The sequence below is a fragment of the Dactylosporangium sp. NPDC049140 genome (assembly GCF_040648435.1).
On the sequence record NZ_JBEZDS010000076.1, the window covers coordinates 1 to 17,454 of the forward strand.

The following is a 17,454-nucleotide window of genomic DNA, read 5'->3' on the forward strand; positions in this document are numbered from 1 at the left end:
CACCGCCCCCGACCGGGTCCGAGCCCGAATCCGCACCGTATCGCCCTGGTCAACGACTTGATCGACCACTATGGACACCAGCCCGGCGAACAATACCTTGATCAGATCGAAGCGCACCGCTGACACCCTGCCGCATCCTGATCAGCGAACCTCGATCGCCCCGGACACCACCGTCTTTGCGCCAGAGCCAACTAAACGGTGTAACGCTTCTGCGGTAGATCGATGCTGTTGAGTTGTTAGCGGCGGCCGGCGGTGACGCGGCCGTCGAAGGCTGTCATCAACCTTGGAGTCCACTGTGGATGTTGAAGATGTGCATGCCCGGGTGCGGCCGACATCGAGGCACCGGACCGCATTGTGTGGGGCCTGACCGCCCGGGCAGGTCGCCGTGCTCGGTGCAGCCGCCGCGATCGGCTACCTGACGTTCAAGTCCGTCGGCCGGGTCCTGCCACTGCCCGTCGTGGCGGTCCTGCTCATCCCGCTCGCCGGGACGGCGGTCGCGATCGCATTGGGACGCCGCGACGGCCCACCACAACACAGCTATCGCCCAACCCGAGCCGACCAGCGACAGGTAATTCACCCTCCGAGAAACCGGGGAAGCTCACTTTCGCAGCGAAAGAGGGGCCGCTGGGACCTTGGCTGATCCGCTTAACCTGATCGAGTGGCATCGGACGCAGGGCGGCTTATGGCAGCCATGATCGATTTACGGTTGTTGATGGACTCGGGCACACTGGGTCAGTGCCACCGAAGAACACAGTGCGTTACTGGACCGTGGTAGTCGGCGTCCCGTTGGTGGCCGCCCCCGGCTGCGGCATGGGTCACCGCCCTTGTACTGGGCAACAACGCCAAGGAACAGCTCGACCAGATTGCCTCGGTCAACTCGTTGATCCTAGCCATCGTCGTCGCGGTGCTCGCCGCACTTGCCGGCGGCACCGCACCGTCGCCTGCACCACCAAACGCATCGGGTGGGACGAGTGCGTGGGCCCGGTTGTCGCTTGTAGTGATGATTGTCGTCGCCGTCATGGCTGGCGTCGTCGGCATGATCTGGCTCGACCATGACTCCGCCGGAGAAAAGAAGGTCGCCGAAACCGCGGCACCAACCTCCGTACGACCGTCCGGCGAAGCGCCCGTCGAGAAGGCGGGTGTCAACCCGTATCAGGCGCAGCGGACGATCTGGGCCAAGCCGTGCGGTGAAACCAGCGCATCGCTCAACCCGAACCCCGGACGCACAGTCGGGCCAGAGGAAGTACAACAAAACCTGCTGGGTGCCGCGCGGTGGCGCCGAGAAGCTCGAACTGCATCTGATGCAGTATGCGGAAGGCCCGTCGGAAAAGTATCGACCTGTCGATGACGAACAGACCAACCGGCAGCTCGGCAGGGCGTTCGTGTCAATGGTTCGGACAGGCACCTGGGAGGCGCCAGGGAACCAGCAGGCGTTCGCGCAACAGTTCGCGCTGTTCGATCCGGAGAACGGATGGTCGGCGAAGTGCTGGCTGGAGGTGCCCGATTCGACGGTCGTGGTCACCCTCCAGCGCAACACTGGCAAACGCGAACCGGACGACGGTGACTTCGGTGCGGTCTTGGCCATGCTGCTCGACTTTGGCTACCAGATTCACGGCCTCTGATGCGCTCGCTCACCTCACCCTTATGGAGGGGAACTTCGGACCGTCATCTGCTGTGGGTTGGTTACCGCAGCACGCAGTCGTCCAGGCGCCAAGACCCTGACTCCTCCCAAGCATTCGCACCTCAGCCGCTACAGCGGGGCACCGTAGCGGCCGCGGCTGCGCGACGGTACGATGCTGGCCTCCGCAGGCTCGCCGCTGTCGGCGGTGCCGGTCGTGGACGCGGGCCGGTTGCTGGCCGATGTCGCACCGGTGGTGTCTCGCGGGCGGGCGGCACTCATGACCGACCATGGATCCCTGGTCGGCGTGCTCACTGCCGAGGACCTCGGTCTGCGGCACCGACCTGCACATCCTCGGCGGCGATGTGCCGGCGGTGGCGCCGGGGCGGGTCCTGGGCCATGAGGCGGTCGGCACGGTCGTGCAGGTCGGCGCCGGCGTGAGCGGACTGACCCCGGGCGACCGGGTGGTGGCCTCCTGCATCTCCGCGTGCGGGGTGTGCCGGTACTGCCGGCAGGCGTCGTACGGCCAGTGCCGTAACGGCGGCGGTTGGATCCTCGGGCACCTCGTCGACGGGGTGCAGGCGCAGTACGCCCGGTTGCCGTTTGCGGACCTGTCCACCTACAAGTTGCCGCAGAGCATCACCGACGATGCGGCGGTCATGCTCGCCGATATCCTGCCCACCTCCTACGAGGTCGGCGTGCTCAACGGCCGGGTACGCCCGGGTGACACGGTGGTCGTGGTGGGGGTCGGCCCGATCGGGCTCGCCGCGATCCTCACCGCGCGGCTGTACTCGCCGTCGCACATCATCGCCGTCGACAAGGCCGACAGCCGGCTGCAGGCTGCCAAGCAGTTCGGCGCCGACATCGTCGCCAAGCCGGACGCAGACGTGCTGGAGCTGGCGCGTGCGGTGACCGACGGGCTGGGCGCCGACGTGGTGATCGAGGCCGTCGGCACCCCGGCGGCCTTCGAGTTGTGCACGACGCTGGTGCGGCCGGGTGGCCGGATCGCCAACGTCGGTGTGTACGGCAAGCCCGCCGCGCTGCACCTGGAAGACCTGTGGATCCGTAACATCACCATCACCACCGGTCTGGTCGACACCTACTCCACCCCGACGCTGCTGAAGATGCTCGGCACCGGCCAGCTCGACGTCGGCCACATGATCACCCACCGGTTCGGGTTCGACGACTTCGTCGAGGCGTACGAGGTCTTCGCTGACCCGGCGCACACCGGCGCACTCAAGGTGCTGCTCACGCGTCACTGAGCCACCGCCTCGGCGCCGCTCGGCGACGCGCTTCGACCCCGGTGATCCCGGGCTTCCTGCCGGCACCTGCCGGCAGGCAGCCGCGCCCTCAGCGGACCACCGTGACGTGCGGCTGCCGCGGCGTGGCGCGGATCAGCGCGGCGACCTGGCCGGCGACGCAGGGTCAGGCGGTCCGGGCGCCGATGCGGCGGGCGCCGGCGCGGGCTCGGGCGTGGCCGGTGCGGTCGCCGAGGAGTGCGTTGACCGCACCGGCGAGTGCGTCCGGGTCGTCGGGCGGTACGACGAGCCCGGCGATGCCGGGGATGAGATCACGCGCGTAGTGATAGTCGGTGGAGACCACAGGGCAGCCCGCGGCGAGGGCGTAGGCGAGAGTGCCGCACTTCCGACAGGTTTGCCGTGGCCAAGGCCACGCAGCGGTCCGCGGCGCCGTAGTACAGCCGCAGTTGGTCGGTGGCGGTGTCGTGCACGAGGCCGGTGGGGAACACGACGTTCGGCGCGGTGCCGACGATCTCATAGTCCCGGTCCGGTGCGAGCAGCCACTCGTCGCCGCGGCGCAGCAGGGCCAGTCCCATCCGGTGCACCGGGCCGTCGGCGACCCATTTCGTCCCGTGGTAGAGGACCAGCCAGCCGTGCGGCGTCTCCAGCGGTGGCGGGCCGACGCCGACCCGGGCGGAGTCCCACCAGACCCCGGGCCGGGCGGCGAGCACCGGCTCCGGGCTGGTCTCCCCGCCGCATCTGGATCGGCGGTCGGGTCAGGGGCGCCTCCGCGGCTGATGACGAATCGCCGGTCGTCGCCGGCACGCCCAGTCTGCCCCGTCGTGCCCCGGCCGGTTCAGGGCCGTTCGGCCTGTCTGCGGCGAGCCGGTCGCGCCGGGCCGCCGCCGCAACGGCAGGCTGCCACGACCATGGCCTTGTCCCGGCCGGAGCGGGCAGAAGGCCTCTGCCGTGGCGGGCCGTGGTGCGGGAGGGTGAGAGCGGAGGTGCGTCATGCCTGGTGAGCCGTTCGGACCTGTGATTGTTGGCGTGGACACGTCGCCGATGAGCCTTGCCGCCGTTGATCTGGCGGCGGACGAGGCAATGGTGCGGGTCGCGCCGCTGGTGATCGTGCATGCAGTGGAAGGCTCCGGCGACACCGCGACACGGGCCGCGCACCGGTTGGTGGCGGTGGCGGTCGCCCGGGCCCGGGCCGAGCATCCGGGGCTCGCGGTCGCCGGTGAGGTCGCCGGTGACGACCCGGTGAGCGCGCTGGTCGCGCGCGGCTGCGGCGCGGCGCTGCTCGTGTTGGGCGCGCGGGACCGGCGCACGGGGCTGGGCGCGGCCGACATCCCGACGCGGATCACCGCGCTGCTCTCGGCGCCGCTGATCGTGCACCGGCCGCTGACACATCCGCAGTCGGTGGTGCTGCCCCGGCCCGTGCTGCTCGGCGTCTCCGGCACGGCCGGCTCGGACAGCACGGTCGAGTTCGCGTTCGCCGAGGCGGTGCTGCGCGGCGCGCCGCTGGTCGCCCTACACGTGTGGACCGCACCGGCCGATGCGGCGCCCGAGCGCGAGCTGGACGACCGGGCCGCCCACGAAGGTGCCCAGCACATCCTCCTCTCGGCGCTGGAGCGCTGGACGGAGAAATACCCGGAGGTTGAGGTACGCATTGCCGCCCGTCACAGCCTCGACGTTCCGGTGGCGCTGACTGCGGCTTCGAGCATCAGCCAACTGGCCGTTATCGGCCGCGGCCATCGGACCGGGCCGGTGTTCGATGTGCTGACGCGGCGCGCGCATTGCCCGGTGGCGGTTGTCCCGCACGCCGCGGCGTGAACACACGGTGGTGGCTCGCGCCGGATCGGCGGTGATGGTCCGCCGCCCCCGGTGCCGGTCCTGGCCGCCGCGATCGTCGACGCACGGAACTCCGGGCCGGCGGCGCGAATGGAGTCGCCATCCGTGGCTGGTAGGCCGGGTATTGAGATGAACAGGCCGGGTATCGAGATGGACACAACTGACGCTGCGATGGTCCTGAAGGGGACGGGCCGAACGGCCCTGGCCGGCGCGGTCCCAGGAGACAACGCTCCGGACGGCGGGTGTGGCCGCCTGGTACGGGAGGAGGCAACCGTAGTTGCGGGTGTCGAACAACGACGGGCTGACCCGCCCGTGACCGGCTTCCGGCTGCGCGCCGTGGATCTGGATGCGCGACCCACAGCGGTGACGCGTGTCTTGCCGCCGCGCGCGGGGCTCGCGTCGTGGTTGCCAGGTGTGCTCCGCCGCGTCACCGGTGAACTGGAGCGGCAGCGGGTGACCGCCGTAGGTCCGCCGTTCGTCCGTTACCTGTACACGGAGGCGGGCATCGAGGTGGAGGCGGGCCAGCTGGTCGGCGAGCCGATCGAGGACGCCGGCGAGATCGTCGCGTCGGGCCTGCCCGGCGGCCCCGCGATCATGGCCGTGGACGTGTTGTGGCCCGATGAGTTCGAGGATGCCCGCAGCGCGCTGCGCTCGTGGCTGTCCGCGAGGGGATTCCGTCCGACCGGCTCGAACTGGGAGTACCACCGGGAGGCGCCGCACAGGGGCCCGGACCGCGCGGTCGTGGACATCGTCGTGCCGTACCGGTGGCGCTGACCGGTGCGGAGGCCGGCAGCGCGGCAACCGGGCGGCCGGCAGCCGCTGTACAGCGCGTCGACGTCGCCGGCGAGCTTGGCCAGGACGTGCCGGCCATGCCCGGCAGCGTAGCCGGGCCGGGATGGCGTGGGGGCTTCGGCATCCTCCCGCGTTCGTACGGTCAGGACAGGTGGGCGGCGTCGAGGGCGGCCTGCAGCGACTTTTGCAGTCGTCGAGACGTAGAACCGGTGGGGTGCAGAGCCGGTCGCGTGGGCAGGACTCCGCAGGCGGAGTGCGGCGTGGTCCACGGCCGTCGATCAGGAGGTCCAGGGGCGCGCGACGGTCGCCGTAATGCATGTCCCGGCGTAGCGGGTAGAACGACTCTGTCTTCGCCGACCGCCTCGGCGCAGGCTGGCAATGCAAGGAGGCGCGCCCGGTAAGCCGGGCGTCGGCCGGCCGTGATGGTCTCGGTGCGGAAGATACGCGCCGGCTTCACAACGGATGAGGAGGAACGGTCGTGACCGCCACGCACGTCAGCAGAGCAGAGATCGTTGCAACACTGCGATCCAGGGGGAAGCTCGCGCGGGCTGACTGGTTCGAACGTGAGCTGCCCGAGATCGTCGAAGTTGGCAGGAATCGCAGCCTGCTGGCGACGCTCGGGATCGATCCGGGCGGCCTGAGCCGGGTCGACCGCGTTCCCCAGCACGCGTGACCCGAGGCGCGTGGCCCGGGAGTGGGGCGATGGTGATCCGTTGCTCTGATGCGACGCCGGTGGGCGGTCCACGGCCGGAATCCATCGGGTGCCGCTGTGGGCCGTTCGGCCCTACCGGGTCTGTGGTGTGTCGACGAACGTTGCCGATATGGCCATCAAATCGTTTCCCGGGTTCACTGCGTTTCCGGCGCGCCATTGCGTGACGGGTTCGATGCGCCATGTGTACCAGATGATGGGCCGTGACGTGGGCGAGGAGATGCTGCTCGGTCTCGGCGCCGGTGTGGGCTTCGTGTACTGGCATCAGAAGGGTCAGCCGCCGTTCCTGGGCGGCCGGGCCAACGTCGGCCGGCCCGGCGAGGACGGCCTCGAGTCGCACGCCGGCCGCCGCACCGGAGTTGTCGTTGCCGCAACGAGCACTTCGAGCGCGCGCAAGGCGCAGGACCGCCTCGTCGCGGACCTGTCGGCCGAGGTGCCGGCGATGCTGCAGGTCGACATGGGTCTGTTGCCGTACTTTGACTTCCCCGGCGAGTACCACTTCGGAGGTCATGTCATCGGTGTGGTCGGGTTCGATCCGCAATCCGCGACGGTCTTGGTCTGCGACCGCGACACCGGGACGCATCAGGTGTCGCTGGCGGATCTGGCTGCGGCACGCGGCTCGACGTTCCAGCCGTTCCCGCCGCGGCACCGCGCCTGGGCGTTTGACTTCGCCGGTCAGCGGCCACCGACGCCGGATGAGGTGCGCACAGCGATCGAAGAGGTCGCCACCGGCATGCTGCAACCCCCGATCAGCAACCTCGGCGTGGCCGGGATCCGTAAGGCCGCCCGGCTCGTTCCTGGGTGGCCGGCGTTGCTCGGCGCCGAGCCGTTGCGGGACGCGTGCCGCAACGGCTTCATCATGATCGATGAGGTCGGTGGCACCGGCGGCGGGCTGTTCCGGTACATGTACGCGCGGTTCCTCGACGAGGCCGCTGCGATCACCGGCGATCTCGCGTTCGGTGAGATCGGTGCGCGGCTGCACGCCGCCGGCGACGGGTGGCAGCAGGTCGCCGCCCTCTTCGACGAGGCGGCCGGCGGCGAGGATCCGTCCCCCCTGTTGGCCGAGATCTCGGCGGTGCTGTCGCTCGTCGCCGACGCCGAGGAGGGAGCCTGGCGCGACCTGTTGGCGGCGAGCCGGCGATGACAACGCCCGAAGCGCGATGTCTCACGCCGGGCCGGAGGTAACCGTGATGAGCAGCCAGCGGGATGGGCGGCTGACCGATCGGTCGATCGGTGCGTGTCGGCATGCGGCGGTCGCCGCACCCTCGATCCACAACACCCAACCGTGGCTGTTCCGGATCCGTGACGGCGGCTCCGATGTCCTGTGGCCGGGCGATTGCCGGCCCCTTCCGCCGATGGCATCCACAGATGCTCCTCCGGATCGGCTATGGCCTGCCCGTGGCGGTGAGTTCGCGCCGTACGGTGTCCGACGTCATGGTGCCCGGCGCGGCGCACGGTGCATGGTCCGCGGACCCGATGCATCGCATCGAAATGTCACGCTGACGTCATGAACACCAGGCGTGTCGTGGTTGTGGCGTCGAACAGCCGCCCCGCGCACGGGTCGGCGTGCGCGGGGCGGTGTCGTTCACCGGCCGCTGGCGGTCGGACGGGGTCGGTCAGTCGACGGAGCGGATGTGGACCGTCACGGTGTTGTCGTACGGGTTGGATTCGGCCAGCCCGACGTTCTTCGTGTTCGCTGCGGTGAGGTGCAGGCCGAGCTCGCTACCGGTTGCGGTGGCCGGCCGGCTGAACGCGAACGTGTAGGTGACCTTGCCGCCCGCGGCCGGCGTTGGCAGGTCGACCCAGAATCCCGTGCCGTAGCCGGGATGCACCGCCGGCCAGGCGTTGCCGTCGACCTGGAGGCCGTCGGGCGGGGAGAAGTCCAGCACGAGGTGGTCCGGCTTGGCGCCGCGGACGTACGTGACGGTGACCGTGACGGTCCCGTGCCGCACGCCGTTGACGGACGGGCCGAGGACGAGCTCACCGGCGGTTACCCCGCTGTCGGTCACGTTCGCGCTGACCGGGAACGCGGTCGGCCCGGACGTCTGGCGGAAGTCGCGTCCGGTCCAGCCGTACGCGCGGGTCTGCCACTGCTGGGGTGTCTCGTCGCCGCAGCAGCCCTGGAAGTCGCCGACCTTGACGGCGATGGTCCCATCGTTACGGACCTTGACGTCGGTGGTGCCGATGACCCGGATCTCGCCTCGGGTCGCGACAACCTGGCCCATGGTGACGATCGCACCCGACGCTGTGCGGTCGAAGGCGACCAGCTGCATACTGCCGCCCTCCACGACACAGCCGATGCTGGCGAGCGTCTCCTGGGCGCCGTCGCGGTCGACGTCACCGTACGTCGCACCGAAGATGATGATGTGCCGTACGAACGGGAACGCGGCGTCGGGCGGTACGGTGACCTCGCCGTCGACGAACTTCAGCTTGCCGGAGGGTCCCGTGAGGTTGTCCGTCGGCCAGGCGGGGATGTCCAGGGTGGCGTTCTTCAACTGGTCGAGCGGGATCCGTCCGTCAGGCGCGGCCTGTGCGGGTGGAGCGGCGGGGGAGGGCGCGGCCGGGGCACTCGTGGTGACGCCCGGCGACGGACCGGCCGCCGGTGGCGTGCCGGCCGGTTGGGTGTTGCTGTCGCCGTGCAACACGACGAACAGCGCGATCGGGATCGCCAGCACCAGCACAACGAGCGTGGCCAGCAGGGCGATGCGCCATCTCCGGCTGTGCGGTGGCGGCGACGGCTCGGCGGCTTCTGCGGGCTCGGATGGCTCCGGCGGCTCGGGTGGCAGCGGTGGCAGCGGTGGCAGTTGCTGCGTTGGGTAGTTGGATACCGCGGGGTACGACATGTTGCACCTCACATGAGGGCAGGTGGACGCCGATGGCGGGCGGACCCACCGGATGGCGGAACGCGCCGCCGTCGGACATGGACATCCACAGTTCATTCTGTATCGATGCGTACCGTGGCGCGTAGGGTCGAAGGTCCGACCGCGGCGGACCTTCGACCCCTGGTGGGCACAGCAGAGCATCGATGACGCCGCGACCGCGTCCGGTCAGCGTGGCCACGATCGCCGGCAATGCAGCGCGGTCCCGGGCCGAGCGCTCCGTGGGGGCGTGAAACAACGTTCGCGCCATGGGTCGCAAGCCGCCCTCGACGGCTCGACCGTCGTCGTGAGCGCGCTGCACCGGTCGGTGGTGGCACCGCCCTGGCCGCCGGCGGACGAGCGACGTTACACAATGGACGGGACCTTCGGCCCTGGACCGCAGGCCACGCGCCGGGCGAGGGTGGCTACCGGGAGAGGATAACGATGCGAGGGTCGCGCAGCACCTGCACTGCCGCGCCGCCGGTCGCGGACATTGACGTCCGCGGCGTCGACAGGACCACCATCGCGTACGCCCGATCCGAGTTGGTGACGACGACCCGGGCGCCGGCCTGCTCGCCGCCCAGCGCGTCGACCAGCCACCCGTGTGGCCGCCGGAGGCAGGAGGAGTGATGAACGAGGCGAGATGGCGTAGGCTAGCCGCCTGGTCCGGCGTCGCAGCGCTGGTGTTCGGGGCGGCAGCTGTCACGTTGGAACGGCCCTGGCCCAGCACGAGCGAGCCGGCGGCGCTTCCGACGTTCCTCGTCGACAACCGGGACGCCATCCTGGCGCAGAGCATGCTGTTTCTGTTCAGTGCCGGCCTGTTCATGTGGTTCCTGGGCGTCCTGCGTAGCTTTCTGATCGAGGCGGAAGGTGCACCGGGTCGGCTGTCCACGCTCGCCTTTACTGCCGGCATGATCGGCTACGGGCTCAACGTGGTGGGTCAGGCCCCGCAGATCACCCTGACCCTGCCATCGGCGCACAACATGCTGCCCGAGACGGCAGCCGCGCTTACCGACCTGGGCTGGGTGATGCTCATCGTGGCCAATATCCCGCTCGCGGTGATGTTCTTCGCGGTCGCGGTGGTGTCGTTGCGCACCAGGGTTTTCCCGGGTTGGCTGGGCTGGCTCGCGGTGGTTGCTGGAGCTGCCGCCGTGCTGTTGTCCTTCGCGCTGGTCGATCCCGGTGGTCCGTTGGCGCCGCAGGGCTGGGCGAGCTACCTGCTCTACCCGGCGTCGATCGTATGGCTGGTCCCGGCGGCAACCGTGATGATCAGGAGAGCCCACAGGAGCTCCACCACTGTCTGACCCTGAACCAACTGGACGAGCGGAACAGCTCCACACCGAGGCCGGGCAGCGCCATCGGCTCACAGTGTGGCGATTGTGAGGCGTCCCACCGGCTACGAGCGGTCTCCGCCGCGACCGGGGCGAGCGCGACGGCGCCGCCCGGAGCCCGCTGATCCCATCGACCTGCGGTCGGGGGTCATGCCAGCCTTCTCGAGGTCGTAGCGGCTATTGCAGCCAAGGTGTGCGGCGTACCAGTGACACGGCCGACCAGAAGCGGCCCAGGCCGAGGGTGTTGCCGGTGCCCAGCCACGGCAGGACGATGAGGACGGCGGCGTAGACGAGATGCTCGTCCATGAACGGATTCCCGGCCGGTGGCAGGACCGCGGTCCACATCATGATGATGAGGAGCGCGCCGGCGCCGGTGGCGAGGCGCATGCCGGTACCGAGGATCAGGGCAGTGCCGACGCCGAGCAGCGTGGCCATGAACAGCACGTCGGTGACGGGTGCGGCAATGGAGTGATAGAACCCGGCGAACGGCCCGGTGGCTACGACGCCGAGGAAGCCCTTGGTGGGGCTGCCGCCGTTGAGCCAGGACTGCGCCGCGGTGGTGTCGTGGCCGAGGCCGAACGTCTTGTCCATGAACGCCGCGATGCCCGTACCGTCCAAGCCGCAAGGAGCCCACGCATGCGCTACGGCACCGACACCAACACACCGTTCGACACCGACAACCACGCCTGGCGGCGCTTCACCACCACCGTCGCCGACGACCACTTCGACGTCGTCACCTGGACCCGCCCCGACGACCGGCCCGTCATGGTCACCCTCGTCGACCTGCACACCGGTGACACGTGCACCCTCGCCGTCCTCGACTCCCTCGAGGTCCGCGACCCACACGCCCTGCTCACCGTCACCGCCGCCGCCGAACTCACCCTCCACGGCCCCGCCGCCGGGGCAACCGCCGCCGATGGCCACGCCGCGCACCTCGCCCTGACCGACCCCGACGCCGCGATCGCGATCGCCGCGTCCCGGGCCGTACCCCTGCACCACCCCGCCACCACCACCCTGCCCGACGCCACCTGGGCGCGTCCAGGTCCTCGGCGTCGACGGCACGTACCGGCGGCAGTTGATCGCCTGCGACGGCTTCAGCACCGTGGCCCGCCCCGACGGCACCCACGTCCCGTGGCGCACCACGATCAGCCTCGCCGAACTCGACGAGGAACTGCTGATGCTCCGGGCAGCCTGCTATGTGTTCATTGCCGGGTTGAGCTTGATGCGTGACTCGGAGATCCAGGAGATCGAACGCGGCGCCGTCACCACATTCCACGGTTCGCCCGCCGTGCGGTCCAGGAAGATCAAGCATGATCCGACCCAGTCGCCGCAACGGTGGTGGGTGATTGAGCCCGTCGCCGAAGCCATCGCGGTCGCCGAGCGGCTGTCCTGGCACGACTCACACATCTTCGCCACCCTCAACCCTCCTGCCGCCGGCCCGCAACGCACGACGACCGGCAAGCGGATCGGCCGGCGAGGCATCGAAGCCGGGTACGACATCGACACGTTCATCGCCGGCGTCAACACCCGCTCCACGACGACCGGCTTGCAGCCCATCCCGGCCGGGCTGGTCCGCCCGCACATGTTCCGCATGACGATGTCGGTCATCACCGGCCAGGAACCCGACGCCGAGATCGCCCTGGGCCTGCAACTCAAACACGCCGCCCGCCGGGCGATGGCCAACCGGGTCACCGCCGGCTACTACCGGGCCGACGCCGCCTGGCTCAAAGAGTTCGACAACCAACTCGAACTGTCCGCCGCCGCCAAGCTCGTCGACCTCCTCAACGGCCGGCGCTACGGCGAGGAGGTGGCCGTGGGTCCGGGAGCCGCTCGGCTGCATGCCGGCCTCGACCGCGTCGCGGACACGCTACGCCGCACCGCAGCAGACCCGGCCCTGCGCGCGCCACTCGCCGACCCCAGACTTGGAGGTCACGTTGCTGCGCAACGAGTTCCCGAGCCTGCACTGGGGCACCCTCAACCACTGTATGTGGGACGCCGCATACGCCGCATGCCAGAAGGCACTCCCCGCCGACCAACGCGGAACCGCGCCGCTCATAGGCGTCTGCGAGCCGTCGCGGTGTCGCAATTCGGTCGTCACCCGCGCGCATGCACCCGTATGGCTCGCCGAAGAACACGACCTGCAGGTCATGATTGGCGAACGCCGCGTGTCCACGCCGCGACTAGCGTCCCTACAATCCCGTCTCGTCGACGTGCAACTCGTCACCGACGCCTGGAAATCGAAGAGAGGTCACCTGATGGCCGTCTCTGCCGCCACCGAGGCGAAACTTCGAGCCGCCATGCAACGCCTCCTGGCCGGCACCCCGGCGCACACCGACGGCGCCCTGACCAAGGAGAACCTCGCCCGCGAAGCCAGGGTCAGCCACGCCACCGTCCACCGCGCCACCGACATCCTCGCCGAGTGGAACACCCGCGTCGACCGGTCGATCCTGCGCACACCAGGCGAGGTCCGCCGCGACGACGACATCGCCGCACTACGCAGGAAGCTTTCGGCCGCCAACAGCGAGATCACCGAACTGCGCGGCAAACTCGACGCCCTGGCCACCGTCACCGCGAACCTCTATCACGAAACCCAAGCGCTACACCAAAAACTCGACCACCGCGGCATGCTGCATGTGCTGCCTACACCCGCCGCGGAGTCCTGACGCAACCAAGCCCCCGCACCACAGCGAACGGCCACGACAGACCATCCGAGCGGCGGCACCGGCGCGCCTCATCGTCCGCGGCGCCCACGTCTCCGCTCGGCTTCACCTCGTCCGGCGGGCACCCGACCCGGTCACCGCAGACATCGCCCCAGTCATCAGACCGCGCCGAACCGGCCGGTCAAGTCGCGTTCATGTCCTACGACGTCGATCCGGGTGGCTTGGGCGCGGCAGCGTGGGATCGTCCGGGTCGAGGCTTGATGGCGGCGATACGTGGGCGTTGGTCGTGCCAGCCGGGCAGCCACTCCACGTTGCGTAAGCCTGCTTGCTGGATCGCGTGAAGGTACTGCTCGTTGGTGAACAGGGTCAGGGTGTGCTCTTCGGTCCAGTGCCGGATGCCGGTGCCGGTCTCGCCGAGCAGGTAGTGCATGGTCAGCGTGGAGGTGGTGCCGGTGTGCCGTGAGACGCACATTCTGGCGAGGTGCCGCTGGCCGTCGGCGGCCGCGCCGATGTCCACCGGTCCGGCGATGAATTGGCTTGGGGTGAACCATGGTTCGAGCAGCAGGACACCGCCTGGTTCCAGGTGTGCGGCGAGGCAGTCGAGGGTCTGGTGCAGTTCGTGGACCGATCGTGCGTAGCCGATGGCGGAGAACAGGCAGGTGACCGCGCTGAAGGTGCGGGTGAGCCGGAAGTCGCGCATGTCACCGGCGTGCACCGCGATCCCGTCGAGTCGCGCGGCGGCTGCCGTGCGCATCGGGTTGGAGAGTTCCAGCCCCTCGACGTGCGCGAAACTGTCGCGGAGATGGGACAGGTGCAGTCCCGTGCCGCAGGCCACGTCGAGGAGGCTGTCGGCGGTGGGATGCCGTTGCCGGATCAGGACGGCGATGTCGTGGGCCTCCCGTCGGTAGTTCTTGCCGGCGGCGACCGTGTAGATGAGCTCGTAGGCCGATGCGAGGTCCTGGTCGTGGGCCACGTTCCTGGTTCTTTCGTCGGTACGGGATTGGGTCGGTTCGGGTGGTGTGGTCAGTTGCTGACGGGCAGGTCGGGCAGGTCGTGCCACAGGTCGCGGAGGCTCGGGTATGGCTTGTCGTTGAGCCGTTGGAGGGCGGCGATGACCTCTGGGCGGGCGTGGCTGCCGGCGGCGTAGGCGAGCATGCTGTCGCGGGTGGCGGGGCCAGTGGTGAACGCGGCCTGGATGTGGTTGGCCAGTTCGGTGCGGGTGACGGTCACCTGATGCTCCTGCGAGTCGTGGGGGCGATAGCGATGCGGGCTGGGTGTGGGCGTGCCCGGCCGTGCGGCGGTGTGGCCTGCGGTGGGCCGCGCCGGTCCGGACACGGTGTTCATGGTGTTATCGGATGGTCAGCCGGTGGTGCAGGGTGGCGAATTCGGACCACAGGGCGATCGGGAGTTTGTCGCCGAGGTGGGTGAACCATTCGGCGATCTGCTGGATCTCGTGCTGCCATTCCTCGACGTCGATGCGCAGTGCGGCGGCCAGGTCGTCGGCCATGATGTTCAGGCCGTTGGTGTCGATCGTCGCCGGGTGGGGCACGAGGCCGATCGGGGTGTCCAGGGCGTCGGCGGTGCCGTCGAGGCGTTCGATGATCCATTTGAGGACGCGGGAGTTCTCGCTGTAGCCGGGCCACAGGAATCTGCCGTCCGCGCCGCGGCGGAACCAGTTCACCTGGAAGATCTGTGGCAGCCGGGCCGGGGTGGTGGAGTGTTTGCCGGTCTCGGTCCAGTGCCGCAGGTAGTCGCCGGCGTGGTAGCCGATGAACGGCAGCATGGCCATCGGGTCGCGGCGCACGACGCCGACCTGACCGACCGCCGCGGCGGTGGTCTCCGAGGACAGGGTGGCGCCCATGAACACGCCGTGGTTCCAGTCCGGGGCCTGCGCCACGAGGGGGATGGTGGTCTTGCGGCGTCCGCCGAACAGGATCGCCGAGATGGGTACCCCGCGGGGGTCGTCGTATTCGGGGGCCAGGATCGGGCATTGCTTGATCGGGGTGCAGAACCGCGAGTTCGGGTGACTGGACGGGGTGCTGGATTCGGGGTCCAGTCCCGGCCGTGCCAGTCGGTGAGATGGGCTGGCGGTTCACCCATGCCTTCCCACCACACGTCGCCGTCGTCGGTGAGCGCGACGTTGGTGAAGATGGAGTTGCCTCGGGCCAGGGTGCGCATCGCGTTGGGGTTGGTGGCCCAGTCGGTGCCCGGGGCGACGCCGAAGAACCCGTACTCGGGGTTGGTGGCGTACAGCCGGCCGTCGTCGCCGAAGCGCATCCAGGCGATGTCATCGCCGAGCGTTTCGACCTTCCAGCCGGGGATTTTCGGCTCGAGCATGGCGAGGTTGGTTTTGCCGCACGCGGACGGGAACGCGGCCGCGACGTAGTGCACGACACCAGCGGGGTTGGTGAGTTTGAGGATGAGCATGTGCTCCGCCAGCCAGCCCTCATCGCGGGCCATCACCGACGCGATCCGCAGCGAATAGCACTTCTTGCCCAGCAGCGAGTTGCCGCCGTAGCCGGAGCCGTACGACCAGATCTCGCGGGTGTCGGGGAAGTGGGCGATGTACTTGGTGTCGTTGCACGGCCACAACACATCGTCTTGGTCAGGTGCCAAGGGCGCGCCGAGCGAATGCAGGGCGGGAACGAAGTCGGCGTCGGGACCCATCGCGTCCAGCACCGGGGTCCCGACCCGGGTCATGATGCGCATGCTGGCGGCGACACAGGCACTGTCGGTGATCTCGACACCGAACTTGGGATCCTCCCCGTCCAGCGGGCCCATGCAGAACGGGATGACATACATGGTGCGGCCGGCCATCGATCCCCGGTACAGCTCGGCCATGAGCCGTTTCATTTCGGGCGGGGCCTTCCAGTTGTTGGTCGGCCCCGCATCGGCCGCATCCGCCGAGCAGATGGACGTCTGTTCCTCGACCCGGGCCACGTCGGAGGGGTCGGTGCGGGCCCAGAACGAGTTCGGCTTCCGCTGCTCGTTGAGGGCGACGAGGGTGCCCGCCTCGACGAGCAGTGTGGTGAAGGCCTGCCATTCCTCGTCGGAGCCGTCGCACCAGTGCACCCAGCCGGGTGTGGTCAAGGCGGTCACCTCGGCCACCCAGGCGACCAGACGCGGGTGGGTGGTGGGAGCCGAGCCGGGCACCGTTGCCGCGTCAGTCATCGTCGACACCGTTCTCGTGGTGGCGCTGTCCGTGCTGGCGCATGTTGCGCCGCGGCGTGCCCGGCCGCCTGGCGCCGAGCTCGGAGCGTCGGTTCCAAGCCGCGTGCTGGTTGTGCCGGCCCGGGTGTTGCGCCCGGCGCGTTGCGATGGTGAGCCGGAACAGCCGATGCGCCATCGAAAGCGCGAGCGCGATCAGCGCCGCCCGGTCGCCGCGCTGGTAGAGGCGGACGGCGCTGCCGGCGGCGGCGACGAGCATCGGCCCGTCGTGGTCCCACATCGGCGCGGAGCGGTGGATGCGGACCGCGACCCCGCCCAGACGCGGATTGACCTGCGCCCAGCCGTCGGTGCCGCTGCCGTCGTACAGGACCGGCAACAGCCCGACGGTGATGGCACGGTAGGCGTCCCACGCCGCCTGCCGCCCGGCCGGTCCGGTCGTGCCGTTCACTGGTTTCCCCGGGTGATCCGGGCCGTTCGACCCACAAGTCCGTGCCGCCGCGGTGGTGGCACGACGACGCCCGTATGGTGCAGCCGCTGGCGGGCGGCGGTGTGCGCCTCGCCGGTGTGCGCGAACAGGCGCCCCCGCCCGCGGAGCCGATCCGGCGCGGCCAACGCCTCCAGCGCATCGGTGTGCCGGTCGGGGACAGGCAACGCCACCACGACCGTCAGCCCGGCCATCGGGTCACGGCGCGGCGCCCGGCGTACCGTCGCGACATCTGCCCGGCCCGGCGGCAGCGCCGCACGCCGACTCCCGCCGGCGCCGGCGGCACCGCGACTGGCGGCGATGATGCTCACGCGGGCACCGTCACAGCCGCGTCGGCTCCGTCGGCGCCGGCTTCGTCGCGCAGCGCGTCGAGCAGCTCGCTCTGGCTGGCCAGCAGCCGGGTCAGGAACGAGCGGGCCGCCTGCATCAGATCCGCGACATCCGGCCCGGCCAGGACGTACCGGCCGTCGGGCAGTTTGTTGACGATCCCGGCCCGGCGCAGCACCGCCAGCTGCTGGGACATGCTCGTCGCCTCGATATCCACCTGGGCGAGCAGGTCCCGCACCGCGAGCGGTCCGTCCCCGAGCAGTTCCAGGACCCGGATCCGCACCGGATGCCCGAGCGTGCGGAAAAACTCCGCCTTGCGCTGATACAGCGGAACCGGCACCAGTCCACACCCCTACCAAGACGCCTTCTACGTTCTGGCCAATTGAACACCTTTGCAACTGCGCAGCACTACAGCAGG

The 17,454-nt window shown here is 69.8% G+C and carries 19 protein-coding genes and 1 pseudogene; 9 read left to right on the forward strand and 11 right to left on the reverse strand.

Annotation, left to right across the window (positions count from 1 at the left end; genetic code table 11):
• Positions 1–1,262: 1,262 nt before the first annotated feature.
• Positions 1,263–1,622, forward strand: coding sequence for a hypothetical protein (locus AB0B76_RS54700; protein WP_360393044.1), 360 nt, complete (start codon positions 1,263–1,265; stop codon positions 1,620–1,622).
• 286 nt (positions 1,623–1,908) lie between these two features.
• A complete protein-coding gene (locus tag AB0B76_RS54705) occupies positions 1,909–2,880 on the forward strand; it encodes an alcohol dehydrogenase catalytic domain-containing protein (protein ID WP_360393047.1) in 972 nt (323 codons plus the stop codon).
• 163 nt (positions 2,881–3,043) lie between these two features.
• Here the strand turns inward: AB0B76_RS54705 and AB0B76_RS54710 are convergent, their stop codons facing one another.
• Together AB0B76_RS54710 and AB0B76_RS54715 are read right to left on the reverse strand one after the other, a co-directional pair.
• Complete coding sequence (locus tag AB0B76_RS54710) at positions 3,044–3,220, reverse strand: hypothetical protein (RefSeq protein WP_360393050.1); 177 nt, start codon at positions 3,218–3,220, stop codon at positions 3,044–3,046.
• The gene (locus AB0B76_RS54715) at positions 3,189–3,587 is read right to left on the reverse strand and encodes a hypothetical protein (RefSeq protein ID WP_360393052.1); all 399 of its coding nucleotides are present in this window, start codon (positions 3,585–3,587) and stop codon (positions 3,189–3,191) included. Before AB0B76_RS54715 ends, AB0B76_RS54710 begins: the two co-directional genes overlap by 32 nt.
• A gap of 280 nt (positions 3,588–3,867) precedes the next feature.
• Between AB0B76_RS54715 and AB0B76_RS54720 the strand changes: the two genes are divergently transcribed.
• The 4 genes from AB0B76_RS54720 to AB0B76_RS54735 all read left to right on the forward strand — a co-directional run bounded on the left by AB0B76_RS54720 (position 3,868) and on the right by AB0B76_RS54735 (position 7,352).
• Positions 3,868–4,689: a universal stress protein gene (locus AB0B76_RS54720; protein ID WP_360393055.1), complete on the forward strand. Its 822-nt coding sequence runs from the start codon at positions 3,868–3,870 to the stop codon at positions 4,687–4,689.
• Positions 4,690–5,121: 432 nt separating this feature from the next.
• A complete protein-coding gene (locus AB0B76_RS54725; protein ID WP_360393058.1) occupies positions 5,122–5,481 on the forward strand; it encodes a hypothetical protein in 360 nt (119 codons plus the stop codon).
• 496 nt (positions 5,482–5,977) lie between these two features.
• Complete coding sequence (locus tag AB0B76_RS54730; RefSeq protein ID WP_360393060.1) at positions 5,978–6,172, forward strand: hypothetical protein; 195 nt, start codon at positions 5,978–5,980, stop codon at positions 6,170–6,172.
• A gap of 127 nt (positions 6,173–6,299) precedes the next feature.
• The gene (locus tag AB0B76_RS54735) at positions 6,300–7,352 is read left to right on the forward strand and encodes a BtrH N-terminal domain-containing protein (RefSeq protein ID WP_360393063.1); all 1,053 of its coding nucleotides are present in this window, start codon (positions 6,300–6,302) and stop codon (positions 7,350–7,352) included.
• Positions 7,353–7,824: 472 nt separating this feature from the next.
• Here AB0B76_RS54735 and AB0B76_RS54740 read toward each other — a convergent pair whose 3' ends face one another.
• The gene (locus tag AB0B76_RS54740; RefSeq protein ID WP_360393066.1) at positions 7,825–9,051 is read right to left on the reverse strand and encodes a hypothetical protein; all 1,227 of its coding nucleotides are present in this window, start codon (positions 9,049–9,051) and stop codon (positions 7,825–7,827) included.
• 644 nt (positions 9,052–9,695) lie between these two features.
• Between AB0B76_RS54740 and AB0B76_RS54745 the strand changes: the two genes are divergently transcribed.
• On the forward strand, positions 9,696–10,370 hold the full coding sequence (locus AB0B76_RS54745; RefSeq protein WP_360393069.1) for a hypothetical protein: 675 nt from the start codon (positions 9,696–9,698) through the stop codon (positions 10,368–10,370).
• A 204-nt stretch (positions 10,371–10,574) separates the two neighbouring features.
• Here the strand turns inward: AB0B76_RS54745 and AB0B76_RS54750 are convergent, their stop codons facing one another.
• Positions 10,575–10,988 (reverse strand): hypothetical protein, encoded by a 414-nt coding sequence (locus AB0B76_RS54750; RefSeq protein ID WP_360393072.1) that lies wholly within the window; start codon positions 10,986–10,988, stop codon positions 10,575–10,577.
• Between the two features lie 45 nt (positions 10,989–11,033).
• Between AB0B76_RS54750 and AB0B76_RS54755 the strand changes: the two genes are divergently transcribed.
• The gene (locus AB0B76_RS54755; RefSeq protein WP_360393075.1) at positions 11,034–11,627 is read left to right on the forward strand and encodes a hypothetical protein; all 594 of its coding nucleotides are present in this window, start codon (positions 11,034–11,036) and stop codon (positions 11,625–11,627) included.
• Positions 11,628–11,796: 169 nt separating this feature from the next.
• Here AB0B76_RS54755 and AB0B76_RS54760 read toward each other — a convergent pair whose 3' ends face one another.
• On the reverse strand, positions 11,797–12,237 hold the full coding sequence (locus AB0B76_RS54760) for a hypothetical protein (RefSeq protein ID WP_360393078.1): 441 nt from the start codon (positions 12,235–12,237) through the stop codon (positions 11,797–11,799).
• 94 nt (positions 12,238–12,331) lie between these two features.
• On the opposite strand from AB0B76_RS54760, the gene AB0B76_RS54765 reads away from it, so the two are divergent.
• Positions 12,332–13,060 (forward strand): hypothetical protein, encoded by a 729-nt coding sequence (locus tag AB0B76_RS54765; protein ID WP_360393080.1) that lies wholly within the window; start codon positions 12,332–12,334, stop codon positions 13,058–13,060.
• 196 nt (positions 13,061–13,256) lie between these two features.
• On the opposite strand, the gene AB0B76_RS54770 is transcribed toward AB0B76_RS54765, so the two are convergent.
• The 6 genes and pseudogenes from AB0B76_RS54770 to AB0B76_RS54795 all read right to left on the reverse strand — a co-directional run bounded on the left by AB0B76_RS54770 (position 13,257) and on the right by AB0B76_RS54795 (position 17,376).
• Positions 13,257–14,030 carry a class I SAM-dependent methyltransferase gene (locus AB0B76_RS54770; protein ID WP_360393083.1) on the reverse strand — a complete coding sequence of 258 codons (774 nt, stop codon included), beginning with the start codon at positions 14,028–14,030 and terminating at the stop codon, positions 13,257–13,259.
• 50 nt (positions 14,031–14,080) lie between these two features.
• A complete protein-coding gene (locus AB0B76_RS54775) occupies positions 14,081–14,287 on the reverse strand; it encodes a DUF2795 domain-containing protein (RefSeq protein WP_360393085.1) in 207 nt (68 codons plus the stop codon).
• Positions 14,288–14,405: 118 nt separating this feature from the next.
• Positions 14,406–16,228 (reverse strand): annotated as a pseudogene (locus AB0B76_RS54780) (phosphoenolpyruvate carboxykinase (GTP)).
• On the reverse strand, positions 16,221–16,673 hold the full coding sequence (locus AB0B76_RS54785; protein WP_360393087.1) for a hypothetical protein: 453 nt from the start codon (positions 16,671–16,673) through the stop codon (positions 16,221–16,223). Before AB0B76_RS54785 ends, AB0B76_RS54780 begins: the two are co-directional and overlap by 8 nt.
• Complete coding sequence (locus AB0B76_RS54790; RefSeq protein ID WP_360393090.1) at positions 16,670–17,020, reverse strand: hypothetical protein; 351 nt, start codon at positions 17,018–17,020, stop codon at positions 16,670–16,672. Before AB0B76_RS54790 ends, AB0B76_RS54785 begins: the two co-directional genes overlap by 4 nt.
• Positions 17,017–17,376 (reverse strand): metalloregulator ArsR/SmtB family transcription factor, encoded by a 360-nt coding sequence (locus AB0B76_RS54795; protein ID WP_360393093.1) that lies wholly within the window; start codon positions 17,374–17,376, stop codon positions 17,017–17,019. Before AB0B76_RS54795 ends, AB0B76_RS54790 begins: the two co-directional genes overlap by 4 nt.
• Between the last annotated feature and the right edge of the window lie 78 nt (positions 17,377–17,454).